The 12,472-nt window shown below is 55.6% G+C and carries 12 protein-coding genes and 1 riboswitch; of the genes, 3 read left to right on the top strand and 9 right to left on the bottom strand.

What is annotated here, in order from left to right; translation table 11 throughout:
• Nucleotides 1–11: 11 nt before the first annotated feature.
• From moaD to moaA, 4 genes are all read right to left on the bottom strand, one after another.
• Nucleotides 12–257 (bottom strand): molybdopterin synthase sulfur carrier subunit, encoded by a 246-nt coding sequence (gene moaD / locus ABD035_RS12905; RefSeq protein ID WP_212713908.1) that lies wholly within the window; start codon nucleotides 255–257, stop codon nucleotides 12–14.
• The gene (gene moaC, locus ABD035_RS12900; RefSeq protein WP_343870657.1) at nucleotides 250–735 is read right to left on the bottom strand and encodes a cyclic pyranopterin monophosphate synthase MoaC; all 486 of its coding nucleotides are present in this window, start codon (nucleotides 733–735) and stop codon (nucleotides 250–252) included. Before moaC ends, moaD begins: the two co-directional genes overlap by 8 nt.
• A gap of 2 nt (nucleotides 736–737) precedes the next feature.
• Nucleotides 738–1,253, bottom strand: coding sequence for a molybdenum cofactor biosynthesis protein B (gene moaB / locus ABD035_RS12895; protein ID WP_212713910.1), 516 nt, complete (start codon nucleotides 1,251–1,253; stop codon nucleotides 738–740).
• 14 nt (nucleotides 1,254–1,267) lie between these two features.
• Nucleotides 1,268–2,254, bottom strand: coding sequence for a GTP 3',8-cyclase MoaA (gene moaA, locus ABD035_RS12890; RefSeq protein WP_212713911.1), 987 nt, complete (start codon nucleotides 2,252–2,254; stop codon nucleotides 1,268–1,270).
• Nucleotides 2,244–2,382: riboswitch (molybdenum cofactor riboswitch) on the bottom strand. It overlaps the preceding gene by 11 nt.
• Nucleotides 2,383–2,586: 204 nt before the next feature.
• Here moaA and ABD035_RS12885 point away from each other — a divergent pair.
• The gene (locus ABD035_RS12885; RefSeq protein ID WP_343870655.1) at nucleotides 2,587–3,489 is read left to right on the top strand and encodes a gluconeogenesis factor YvcK family protein; all 903 of its coding nucleotides are present in this window, start codon (nucleotides 2,587–2,589) and stop codon (nucleotides 3,487–3,489) included.
• 22 nt (nucleotides 3,490–3,511) lie between these two features.
• Here the strand turns inward: ABD035_RS12885 and uvrB are convergent, their stop codons facing one another.
• The gene (gene uvrB, locus ABD035_RS12880) at nucleotides 3,512–5,539 is read right to left on the bottom strand and encodes an excinuclease ABC subunit UvrB (RefSeq protein ID WP_343870654.1); all 2,028 of its coding nucleotides are present in this window, start codon (nucleotides 5,537–5,539) and stop codon (nucleotides 3,512–3,514) included.
• Nucleotides 5,540–6,380: 841 nt separating this feature from the next.
• Between uvrB and ABD035_RS12875 the strand changes: the two genes are divergently transcribed.
• Nucleotides 6,381–7,091 (top strand): ATP-binding cassette domain-containing protein, encoded by a 711-nt coding sequence (locus ABD035_RS12875; RefSeq protein WP_212713914.1) that lies wholly within the window; start codon nucleotides 6,381–6,383, stop codon nucleotides 7,089–7,091.
• Here the strand turns inward: ABD035_RS12875 and bioD are convergent.
• From bioD to bioB, 4 genes are read right to left on the bottom strand one after another with little or no spacing between them, the layout of a single operon-like run.
• Nucleotides 7,072–7,767 (bottom strand): dethiobiotin synthase, encoded by a 696-nt coding sequence (gene bioD / locus ABD035_RS12870; RefSeq protein WP_212713915.1) that lies wholly within the window; start codon nucleotides 7,765–7,767, stop codon nucleotides 7,072–7,074. The genes ABD035_RS12875 and bioD overlap by 20 nt on opposite strands.
• Nucleotides 7,764–8,546 carry a malonyl-ACP O-methyltransferase BioC gene (gene bioC, locus ABD035_RS12865; RefSeq protein ID WP_343870653.1) on the bottom strand — a complete coding sequence of 261 codons (783 nt, stop codon included), beginning with the start codon at nucleotides 8,544–8,546 and terminating at the stop codon, nucleotides 7,764–7,766. Before bioC ends, bioD begins: the two co-directional genes overlap by 4 nt.
• Nucleotides 8,530–9,681: an 8-amino-7-oxononanoate synthase gene (gene bioF, locus ABD035_RS12860; protein WP_343870652.1), complete on the bottom strand. Its 1,152-nt coding sequence runs from the start codon at nucleotides 9,679–9,681 to the stop codon at nucleotides 8,530–8,532. The genes bioC and bioF overlap by 17 nt, the downstream gene beginning before the upstream one ends.
• Nucleotides 9,678–10,712: a biotin synthase BioB gene (bioB, locus tag ABD035_RS12855; RefSeq protein ID WP_343870651.1), complete on the bottom strand. Its 1,035-nt coding sequence runs from the start codon at nucleotides 10,710–10,712 to the stop codon at nucleotides 9,678–9,680. The genes bioF and bioB overlap by 4 nt, the downstream gene beginning before the upstream one ends.
• 81 nt (nucleotides 10,713–10,793) lie before the next feature.
• Here bioB and bioA point away from each other — a divergent pair, with 81 nt between their 5' ends.
• A complete protein-coding gene (gene bioA, locus ABD035_RS12850; protein ID WP_343870650.1) occupies nucleotides 10,794–12,086 on the top strand; it encodes an adenosylmethionine--8-amino-7-oxononanoate transaminase in 1,293 nt (430 codons plus the stop codon).
• Nucleotides 12,087–12,472: the final 386 nt, after the last annotated feature.

Genomic DNA, 12,472 nt, shown 5'->3' with positions numbered 1-12,472 from the left:
CTCGTCACCGTTTAACCTCCGGTCACAGGCGGAAAGAAAGCCACTTCGTCCCCGTCATTCAGGGGATGACTGAACGGTACCAGGGTCTGATTGACGGCCACCAGCAGTTTCTCTTTCTCCAAAGCCAGTGCGAAACGCCCATCCCGGGCGACCAGATGCTGGTGTAAGGCATCAACATCCGGGTAACCGGCCGCGACCCCGAGATCTGAACATCCGGCCAGTTCACGAACGCGGGCAAAGAACAGCACATTAATCATGTTCACCTGCCCTGAAATCGCCGGATTTACCGCCGGTTTTACTGACCAGCCGCACGCCGTCGATCACAATATCTTTCTGCACGGCTTTGCACATATCGTAGATAGTCAGTGCCGCGACGGACGCCGCAGTGAGCGCTTCCATCTCCACGCCGGTTTTCCCGGTCAGCCGGCAGACGGCCTCAATATGCACCCGGGCACTCTCCGGTAACGGGTTCAGTGTGACCTCTGCTTTGCTAAGCATCAGCGGATGACAGAGGGGGATAAGCTCCCAGGTCCGCTTGGCGGCCTGGATACCGGCAATCCGGGCGGTGGCAAAGACATCGCCTTTGTGGTGGCTTCCGTCAATGATCATCTGCAGGGTCTGCGGATGCATACACACGTACGCTTCTGCACGTGCTTCACGTACTGTCTCAGACTTGGCCGAGACATCGACCATATGGGCATCGCCGGCACGGTTGATATGGGTGAGTTGGGACATAATCAGATTTTCTTAAGCTGGGAAACAAAGTTACAAGGGCGGGTGGTCGCATCGATCTGTGAGCAGATAATCCGCTCCCAGGCCTGACGGCAGGCACTGGTCGAACCGGGCAGCGCAAAGATCAGTGTCTGATTGGCCAGGCCCGCCAGTGCCCGTGACTGCAGGGTAGCCGCACCGATGTCTTCATACGAGACCATCCGGAATAATTCACCAAACCCCTCGATGGGGCGATCGAGCAGGGGTTCGATGGCCTCAGGCGTACTGTTTTTAGGGTGAAAGCCGGTGCCGCCATTGATAATAATGACCTGCACCTGCTCACTGACAATCCAGCGGGAGACAGCCGCCCGGAGGTGGTAACGATTATCCGGACAGATAAGCTGTTCTGCCACCTGATGGCCCGCCTCCCGGACGGCTCCGGCTAAATAGTCACCGGAACTGTCCTGCGAGGCATCGCGGCTATCGGAGACGGTCATGACCGCCACGGATAACGGCACAAACGCTTGCGGGGATTTACTCATTCTGTCTCTCCTGACTATCCACCAATAAACGACAGATTCTGCGTGATTCCGGTATTTCCCTGATGCAGAAAATGGGTCTGTTTTTTCCGGCCGAGGCTGTGACGGATCCTGGCCAGTAATTCATCCTGATGCTGATCATCTGCCAGTAAATCGCGCAGCGGTATTCCGTGCTCACCGAACAGACAGAGATGCAGGTTGCCGATGGCCGAGACCCGCAGCCGGTTACAGCTCAGGCAAAAATCTTTTTCATACGGCATGATAAGACCGATGCTTCCCTGATACTCCGGATGTGAGAATACCTGTGCCGGGCCATCATCCTTTGCTCTGACCTGCAGTTGCCAGCCCAGACGCAGCAGTTGCTGACGGATAACCTCTCCGGAGACGTGATGTTTTCTGAACAATGCACTCCCCTCACCGGTCTCCATCAGTTCAATAAAGCGCAACTGAATCGGCCGTGACTTTATCCAGTCCAGAAACGTGTGGAGCTGATGGCTGTTGAGATCTTTCATCAGCACAGTGTTAACTTTAACCTGCGCAAAGCCGGCCTCAAAGGCGGCATCTATCCCGCTCATCACCTGGTGAAGTTTATCCTGCCCGGTGATGGCATAGAACTGGCGGGCATCGAGGCTGTCGATGCTGACGTTAACGGCGGTCAGTCCGGCGTCACGCCACTGCTGAATGTCTCGCTGCATCCGATAACCGTTGGTTGTCATCGCTATCTTGCGCAGTTCGGGGTTTTCCCTGACCGCAGCGATGATCTCCGTGAAATCCCGCCGTAATGAGGGCTCTCCCCCCGTCAGGCGGATCTTCTCCGTCCCCGCCGCCACAAAGGCCCGGCTGACACGGCGGATTTCATCCAGCGACAAAAAGCCCTTGTTACGGACAGACTGCGGCCGGTAACCGTCCGGCAGACAGTAGGTACAGCGAAAATTACAGACATCGGTCACGGACAGTCGCAGATAGTAAAAACGCCTGTCAAAGGTATCAATTAACGAAGACACAGGAACACCTTTCCAAGTCGGGAGATGCGGTCATTTCTTCCCACACCCTGGCAGTTTATCACTGCGGCCCGACCGCCGTATTCGCAAAGACACTTAGGTCAGACGGGCTTTGAGTGTAAATTATCCGTACAGATAATCGTCTGTCAGTAATTCTAGCGCGAATGCACGATCTGCACCATGCCGTTTATCCGCAGGCGATTGATGTCAGACAGCATAAACACAGATTTATCTTCTGTTCATCATGCTATGCATAACCGAAGATGTTGATTTATCCTACCCATTATTCTGCAAAACTTTTGCCGTTCAGGATGGCAGCGCATTTAAGGAGTGTTATGAACCGCACGCTGGCAGATTTGGATCGTGTTGTGGCTATCGGTGGAGGACATGGGTTAGGCCGTGTGATGTCCTCGCTCTCATTCCTCGGCTCCAGACTGACCGGGATAGTGACCACCACAGATAACGGAGGTTCGACCGGCAGGATCCGCCGTTCCGAAGGCGGTATCGCCTGGGGCGATATGCGAAACTGCCTGAACCAGTTGATCACCGAACCCGGCATTGCCTCTGCCATGTTTGAATACCGTTTCAGCGGTAGCGGAGAGCTGGCGGGCCATAACCTCGGTAACCTGATGCTGAAAGCGCTGGATAATCTGAGTGTGCGCCCGCTGGAAGCCATTAACCTCATCCGCAATGTTCTGAAGGTGGATGCCCTGCTGATCCCCATGTCAGAGCAACCGGTCGACCTGGTCGCCAGCGACAGCGAAGGGAATGCGGTGTACGGCGAAACCGCCATTGATGCCATGACAGAAACCCCTGCGACCCTTGAACTCTGTCCGCAGGTTCCGGCAACCCGTGAAGCCGTCAGTGCCATTGCCGAAGCCGACCTGATTCTGATTGGGCCTGGCAGTTTTTATACCAGTCTGATGCCGGTCCTGCTGCTTGAGCAGATGGCCACAGCACTCAGGCGCACCCCCGCTCCGATGATCTTTATCGGTAATCTCGGCCGGGAAATGAGCCCTGCCGGCACATTGAGTGTGGCCGATAAACTGATGAAAATGGAGCAGGTCATTGGCCGTCGGGTCATCGATGCCGTGGTGGTCAGCCCCTCCACCGATACGGTGGCACTGGATGGGCGAAAAATCATCCGCCATCCGCTGGAAGCCGGAGATATTCGCTACCGCCATGATCGCCAGTTGCTGCATATTGCACTGGAAAAAGCCGTCCAGGCCATCAGCTGATGACCCGGAGGCCGGAGTGAGGTTAAGAGGTCGCGATAAACAGTTCACGGAGTTCGTGTAATTCATCACGGACCCGTGCCGCCTCCTCAAACTCAAGATCCATCGCATGCTGCTGCATACGGGATTCCAGTTCGCTGATTTTTTTCTGCATTGCCTGTGGCGTTAAGGCCGCATACTCGCCGCCATCGCCGGCCGGACGACGGCCACTCTGTTTGTCCCGTGATTTCCCTTTCGATTTGCCGGCCGACTGGCCCATCTCCAGAATATCGGTGACTTTCTTGTTCAGCCGGGTCGGCACAATACCGTGTTCCGCATTCCAGGCTTCCTGCTTTTCACGACGGCGTTCGGTCTCATCGATAGCCCTGGCCATCGATGGGGTGATGCGGTCGCCGTAGAGGATGGCCTTACCATTGATATTACGTGCTGCGCGTCCGATGGTCTGGATCAATGAACGTTCCGAACGCAGGAAGCCTTCTTTATCCGCATCCAGAATCGCGACCAGAGACACCTCCGGCATATCTAACCCTTCGCGTAACAGGTTAATCCCCACCAGCACATCGAACTCCCCGAGACGCAAGTCACGGATAATCTCCATACGCTCGACGGTATCGATATCCGAGTGCAGGTAACGTACCTTTTCACCGTGCTCTTCCAGATATTCGGTCAGATCTTCGGCCATACGTTTGGTGAGCGTGGTCACCAGAACCCGTTCATTCAGGATGACCCGCTGACGAATTTCAGAGAGCAAATCATCCACCTGAGTCGCCACCGGCCGGACTTCGATGATCGGGTCAAGCAATCCGGTCGGACGAACCACCTGCTCGATCACTTCCCCGCCGGATTTCTCCAGCTCATAGGCCCCGGGCGTTGCAGAAACATAGATAGTTTGCGGAGCCAGAGCTTCAAATTCTTCAAATTTCAGTGGCCGGTTATCCAGCGCTGACGGGAGTCGGAAACCGTACTCCACCAGATTTTCTTTACGGGCACGGTCCCCGCGATACATACCGCCTATCTGCGGAATAGTCACGTGGGACTCGTCGACCACCAGCAGACCGTCTGCAGGCAGGTAGTCAAACAGGGTCGGCGGTGCCTCACCCGGCCCCCGCCCGGAAAGATAACGCGAGTAGTTTTCGATCCCGGAGCAGTAGCCCAGTTCATTCATCATTTCCAGATCGAACTGGGTACGCTGTGCAATACGCTGTTCTTCGAGCAGCTTATTGTTTTCCAGTAACACCCGGCGCCGGTCAGCCAGTTCCGTTTTAATCTCTTCCATCGACTGAACAATACGCTCACGCGGGGTCACGTAGTGCGTTTTCGGATAGACCGTATATCGCGGTATCGTCTGTGCAATCTGCCCGGTCAGGGGGTCGAAGATCGATAACCGTTCGACTTCATCATCAAATAACTCCACCCGCAGGGCAATCTCATCCGATTCCGCCGGGAAAATATCAATCACTTCCCCGCGCACGCGGAAGGTCCCGCGTTGAAATGCCTGATCATTACGCGTGTACTGCAGTTCTGCCAGCCGGCGCAGGATACTGCGTTGATCGATGATCATCCCCCGGGTCAGATGCAGCATCATTTTAAGATACAGATCCGGGTCACCCAGACCATAAATAGCCGAGACCGAGGCCACCACAATCACATCTTTACGTTCGAGCAAGGCCTTAGTGGCGGACAGGCGCATCTGCTCGATGTGCTCATTCACCGAGGCATCTTTTTCGATAAAAGTATCCGAGCTGGGAACATAAGCTTCCGGCTGATAATAATCGTAATAGGAGACGAAGTATTCCACCGCATTGTCAGGAAAAAACGCTTTCATTTCACCATACAATTGTGCCGCCAGCGTTTTATTCGGGGCCAGTACCATGGTGGGGCGATTCAGGTCTGCAATAACATTGGCTACCGTGAAGGTTTTGCCTGATCCGGTGACCCCGAGCAAGGTCTGATGCGCCAGACCGTCTTCCAGACCTTCCTCCAGTTGCCGGATAGCGTCCGGCTGGTCACCGGAGGGACTGAATTCAGAATGGAGTTTAAACACTTTGCTCATCGTTTGCCTGCCTGTTGCGATTGACGGTGCGGGGTTACTATTTTACTCGCTGACGGAAAATATGCCAATTCCTGTACTGTATATCCAGCCAGTTATGTTAAAAAAAACTTAACAGCGTAACCTGTAAAACAAACCGTTATCCCTGCTGAAATTCCCGCCGGTCAGGTTATCCACCGGAACTTTGTTCCTTTACCTTTTGTCAAGCGATTGTCATAAAGCCATGGCAGAATTCCGGGAGGCGCTCCCCGAAGGCTTGCTTTTAATTAACTAGTTGAATAGATAAGAATAATAATAAAAGCCCGGTTTACAGCCAGCCTGATGCCAGCCCGCATATTTCCTTGCGTCAGCGCTGTTTTACGATGCTAATGCACATAGTTATCCACAGGAATGGTGGATAACTGATTTTAGCCCAGAGGCGGCCTGCTGTGCATAAAGTATTTGCGGCCAAAAATGCCGGTAAAAAAATTTTTTTTTAAGTTTTTTTTACCCTTATACGACGGGTTCAAAAGCATCAGTCATGGCGACCCGGTCGTTATTTTTGACTACAGTCAAGCACCCTGACTCAGATTTTATCTCTTTTTCACCTTTTTGCTGCACCACCATACCCGCATACAGGCACCGACAAAGTGCAACCCTTTATTAACCTGCCCCGTCCCCCTGAGTCAGCCGCAGTGCAGCCCTTGCCCTCTCAGGCCGGCACCCGATTTTCGGTGATTGTAAAAACTGGCCCGGTTATTGCTTGGTTAGAGTGAAGCTGTCGCCGGAGGGAAGGATGGCATGGACTACCGGTTAGCCCATGTCTATTCGCCAGGCCTTGTTTATTACGAGAGGAGTTCAACAGATGCTGAGTTTACGTGCAATCAATCAATTTTACGGCCAAAACCATACGCTCTGGGATGTAGATTTGGATCTGATGCCAGGCTCATGCACTGCTGTGCTCGGTCAGCACGGGATGGGTAAAACCACCCTCGTTAACTGCATTATGGGTTATTTGCCGGTCAACAGTGGCACCATGACCTGGCAGGAAAAAAATGCCCCGCCCCGGGATCTGAATCTGCAACCTTCAGAACAACGTGCCGGAATGGGCATCGGGTATGTCCCTCAGGCCCGCCATATTTTTTCCCAGATGAGCGTGGAAGATAATCTGATGATTGCCCTGAAAGCGGCCCGCAGTAACGGACCGCTGGCGATCCCACCGATGATTTTTGACCTTTTCCCGCATCTCTATGACCTGCGTCACCAGCGCGGGGGGGATCTTTCTCTGGACCAGCAGCAGCAACTGGCCCTGGCCCGGGCCCTGGTATTACAACCTAAGCTGCTGATCCTCGATGAACCGACGGAAGGTATGTCGCCCTGGCTGGAAGAAGATATGGGCAACCTGTTGCGTTGCCTGAATCATCAGTACGGTATGACCATCCTGCTGCTTGAGCAAAGGATCTCCTTTATCCGCCGCGTTGCGGACTACTTTTTATTACTGCATCGCGGGCGGAATGTTGCCACCGGCCGGGTTGCCCAGCTGGATGAAGGCATGATCAATAAGTGGCTGACCTGACACTTTCCGGCAGATCCAGATACTGACCACAGGATGAAATCGCCTGGTCGTCAGTAAAGTGGGGTATTTCTCCCAGCAAAGGGGCCGGAAGAGAATGTATCAGAGTTTGCAGGTACGGCTGATGCCGGTATTGCGGCGGCTGTACATTGCTGGCTATCCAGCCCGCCATGACCAGTCCTGAAGCCTCTATCGCCCGGGCGGTCAGTAGCGCATGATTAATACAGCCAAGCTTCATCCCCACCACCAGAATCACCGGCAGCTGCTCACGAGCCACCCAGTCGGGATAAAGAAAGTCTTCCCCCAGCGGGGTAAACCAGCCACCCGCCCCTTCCACGGCAATCCAGTCCGCGCTCTTTTTCAGATGCTGTAAGCCTGCCGACATAGCCTGTGCGGTTATCGGCCGGTTCTCTGCCTGGCTGACAATATGCGGTGACGTTGCTTCGCCGAAAATCAGTGGGTTAATCTCAGCATAGCGCAGCCCCGGCAGGCTGTAACGTTGCAGCAGCAGCCCGTCCCGGTTACGTAAACCTTCCGCGGTCATCTCCGACCCGGAGGCTACCGGTTTATAGCCCGCCGCCCGCCAGCCCCGCTGAGTGGCTGCCTGTAATAATCCACAGGTTGCCACCGTTTTACCGGCATCGGTGTCGGTTCCGGTAATAAACCAGCAATTTTTCATCCTTTGACTCCATACAGTAATTGATAACTTAACCGGTAGCCCTGACCATCTTTCGGCCAGGCCGCATCCAGCAGTGCAAGACGCTGCCGTGTTAACGCCTTGCCGTTGCTCCGTTGATGGAGATGGCTGGCCCCCACCCCTTTCAGTGACCAGAGTGCGGATTTCGCATCCGGGAAATGTAATGTGACCGTTTCAGCGGACAGCGAAATTCCGTAGCCGGCCGTCGCCTGCTCAACGGCCTCTCTGGTCAGGAAACGGTTAATATGTGTGCTGCCATCCAGCGCCTGCCAGGCGAGATCGACCTCCGGTAACGAGCCCGCCAGCAGCGTGGAAAAGCGTAAACATCCGCCGGGGACTAATGCAGACACTAACCGGCCGAGGCACTGCTGCAAATCGCTGCTCCACTGCAAGGCTAAATTACTCCACACCAGATCAAAACTGCCTTGCCTGAAAGGTAAGGCATCCAGATCGGCCTGCACATAGCCGTCAGCGGCCTGCCGTTTTTTTGCAAAGGCCAGCATCTGCGATGAAATATCCAGTGCAGTGACAAAATGCCCCTGGCGGCGAAAATAACGGCTGTACCAGCCACTGCCACATCCGGCATCCAGTACCCTGCCTGGCGGGCAAAGCGGTGCGATTTCCAGTAGCCGATCCCCGCACAGACGCTGCAGTATTGCGTAGCTATCGTAAGTGGCTGCCGCCCGGCCGAAAGCCCGGCCGATGGCGGTTTTATCCCTGCTCAGGGCCTGAGGGTCACGCGTGTCAGCGGGCCGCTGCATACAGTTGCTCCGCTAATTGTCTGATCTGTTCCGGCTGATGGGCGGCGGAAAGGGTTATCCGTAGTCTGGCACTGCCTGGCGGAACGGTCGGAGGCCGTATCGCATTCACCCAGATCCCGCTCTGGCGCAGAGCCATCGCCAGCTGCTGAGCCGCCTGATTATCGCCGATGATCAGCGGCTGAATGGCGCTCTCTGACGGCGCCAGCGGCCAGGGTAGCTCTGCCGCCAGCTGACGAAAACTGGCAATATTCTGCTGCAGTTTCTGCCGCAGCCCGTCACCGCTGGCCAACAGACTCAGTGCCGTTTCGATGGCGACCGCCTGTGCGGGAGGCATTGCCGTACTGTAAATCAGATGTCTCGCTTTTTGCTGCAGGTAGTCCGCCATTTCTGCCCCGCAAAGGATAGCGGCCCCGCTGATGCCCACTGCCTTACCAAAAGTTACCACCAGGATATCCGGGCGGATCTGTTGCTGTGAGCAACTCCCGCGCCCCTGATGACCACAAACCCCTAATCCATGAGCATCGTCCACTACCAGCCAGCTCCCCGAGCGGTCGGCCTGTTGCCGGAGTCCGGCCAGCGGGGCCTGGTCACCGTCCATACTGAACACCCCCTCGGTAACGATCAGTGTTTCTCCGTCGCAGGGCGTACGAAGTAATTGCGTCAGGCTGCTCAGCGAATTATGACGAAAACGACGCAGGGTTGCCGGACTCAGATGCGCGGCCTCAATCAACGAGGCATGCATCAGTTTGTCGGCCAGCAGCCGATCCTGCCCTTGTGCCAGTGAAAAAATCAGGGCCTGATTCGCGGCAAATCCCGACTGAAACAGTATCGCCCGCGGGAAGCCCAGCCATCCGGCCAGGGTGTCTTCCAGCCGCTGATGAGCCGGAGTATGGCCGGTGACATGTCCGGAAGCGCCGGCCCCGGCGCCCCACTGGCTAAGCCCCTGCTGCCAGGCCGAGAGGATTTCCGGGTGATGACTCAGCCCGAGATAATCATTGGATGAGAAATGGAGAAATTCTTTCCCGCCGGCACGGATCCGTCCTCCGGACAGCGGTGTGACCGGGAGGCGTGTCCGCCAGAGCCCGGCCTCCTGCTGTTGCTGAAGTTCCTGACTCAGGCGTTGCTGCCAGCTCATTGCGCCGCCGCGTTATAAAACATCGGAGTATCGGCGGCCAGCACTGCCTGCCGGAGTGCCTCTTCCCGGGCCACATCCCCCTGGCCGGTCGCACTCTGCTCCGCTCTGAGCCCCAGTTTACGGAACAATTTCATATCATGATCTTCTTCAGGGTTCGGGGTAGTGAGTAATTTACAGCCGTAAAAGATGGAGTTTGCACCGGCCATAAAACACATGGCCTGTGTCTGTTCATTCATCTGCTCCCTGCCTGCCGACAGTCGGACATAGGAGGATGGCATCATGATGCGCGCGACCGCGATAGTGCGGATAAAATCAAACGGACAGACATCGTCGTTATCGGCCAGCGGTGTGCCTTTCACTTTCACCAGCATATTGATCGGGACACTTTCCGGCGGGACCGGCAGGTTCGCCAGCTGAACCAGCAGCCCGGCACGATCATTCACCGTTTCGCCCAGCCCGACGATCCCGCCGGAGCAGACCTTGATCCCGGCCTCTCTGACAGTCCCCAGGGTATCCAGGCGCTCCTGATAGCTACGGGTAGTGACGATACTGCCGTAAAACTCCGGAGAGGTGTCCAGATTGTGATTATAAAAATCCAGTCCGGCCCCGGCTAACCGCTCCGCCTGTGCCGGGGTCAGAGTCCCCAGCGTCATACAGGTTTCCATGCCCATCGCTTTTACCCCGGCGACCATCTGCTCCAGATAGGGCATATCCCGATCATTTGGGTTCTTCCAGGCCGCCCCCATGCAGAACCGGCCGGATCCGGCCTGGCGGGCCTTGCGGGCCGATGCCAGAACTTCCTCCACTTCCATCAGTCTTTCGGATTCGAGTCCGGTCTTATAACGGGCACTTTGCGGGCAGTATTTACAGTCTTCAGGGCAGGCACCGGTTTTGATCGACAGTAACGTGCTGACCTGCACGCTGCCGGGATCGAAATGTTGCCGATGGACCTGTTGTGCCTCAAACATCAGTTCAAGGAAGGGTTTTTCAAACAGGGCGTTCGCGCGGGATAAGGTCCAGCGTTGTGACATGACATGCTCCGGATAGTTAACAACCACGATGATTATGCGTATACTTGTAAATTAAATCTTTTAGTTTTGGTTTACAAGTCTATGTTAACAGCCGAAGATCTTCAATTTGATCGTCAACACATCTGGCATCCCTACACCTCCATGATCGATCCCCTGCCCTGTTACCCGGTGGTCTCAGCGCAGGGATCGACCCTGACACTGGCCGATGGCCGTACGCTGACAGAAGGAATGTCCTCCTGGTGGGCGGCGATCCATGGATATAATCACCCGCGCCTGAACAAGGCCATGACAGATCAGATACACCGGATGTCTCACGTGATGTTCGGCGGTATCACCCATCTGCCCGCCATAGAACTGAGCCGGAAACTCGTTCGTATCACTCCCGACGGACTGGATAAGGTTTTTCTGGCCGATTCCGGCTCGGTAGCCGTGGAAGTCGCGATGAAAATGGCCGTCCAGTTTTACAGCGGTGATCGCCTGCCGCGTAAAAAATTTATGACCATTCGTCATGGCTACCATGGGGATACCTTTGCCGCGATGTCGGTGTGTGATCCGGAAAATTCGATGCATGCCTTATGGAAGGGCTATCTGCCCGAACATCTGTTTGCTCCGGCTCCCCGAAGCCGTTTCGATGGCTGCTGGCAGGACGGGGAAATGGATGAGGCTGAACAGTTACTTAAGGTTCACCATTCTTCTCTGGCCGCCGTGATCCTGGAGCCTGTTGTGCAGGGGGCCGGGGGCATGCGGTTTTATCATCCCGGCTATCTGCGGCGGATGCGTGAATTGTGTGATCATTACGGGGTATTACTGATCGCCGATGAAATTGCCACCGGGTTTGGACGGACCGGCCGGTTATTTGCCTGCGAGCATGCGGGAATTACCCCGGATATTCTATGTCTGGGGAAAGGACTGACCGGAGGCACAATGACACTCTCTGCGGTCCTGACCCGTGAGCAGGTGGCGGAAAAAATCAGCCTCAGCCCTGCCGGGTGCTTTATGCACGGGCCGACCTTTATGGGGAACCCGCTGGCCTGTGCTGTCGCCTGTGCCAGTATTGAACTGCTCGAAGAAGGCCACTGGTCGTCACAGGTGGCGGCGATTGAACGCCAGCTCTGTGCTGATCTGATGCCACTGAAAAGTCATCCTCAGGTCGCAGATGTTCGGGTATTGGGTGCCATCGGGGTGGTGGAGTGTCATCAGCCGGTAAAAATGGCCGAAATTCAGCAATTCTTTGTGGATCAGGGGGTCTGGATCCGTCCGTTCGGTCGGCTGATTTATCTGATGCCCCCTTATATTATTCAGCCGCAGGAACTGGCTCAGCTGACCGCCGCTATCCGTAAGGCCGTCGAACATCCTGAGTTATTCAGTGACTGACAGCGCCTGACTCATCCCCCCGCGGGGCGATATTTCCGCCCTGCGGGATGACCGATGCCGTCCCCGCATCAACCGCCGGTAGCGGTATTCACCCACGACGGGATGCCGGCAAAACCAACACAGGGCGGGCCATGCACAAAATTAGCGGGCACGGCAGGCCCCCGGTTCGCCAGTCACCGGTGGTCCGGCCCCGCGTTATCTGTCAGAGCCCCTCAGCAGACCACGGAGATCTGCTGCCAAACCGTAAATACGGTCACCGGGTTGCCGGGATAACGGCTGAGGGTAAGCGACGGACCGTTTATTCTTTGAAGGTAAGACAGGACAGAGGATGCTCTGGCGGGAGTATAACGGGCTTCACCGTAAGAAGCCCTTCGGAATGTCAGCCG

This window comes from Tatumella terrea, from assembly GCF_039523755.1.
Taxonomy (GTDB): Bacteria; Pseudomonadota; Gammaproteobacteria; order Enterobacterales; family Enterobacteriaceae; genus Tatumella; species Tatumella terrea.
The sequence above is the reverse complement of the archived record's forward strand: the minus strand, read 5'-3'. Positions and strand labels throughout refer to the sequence as shown.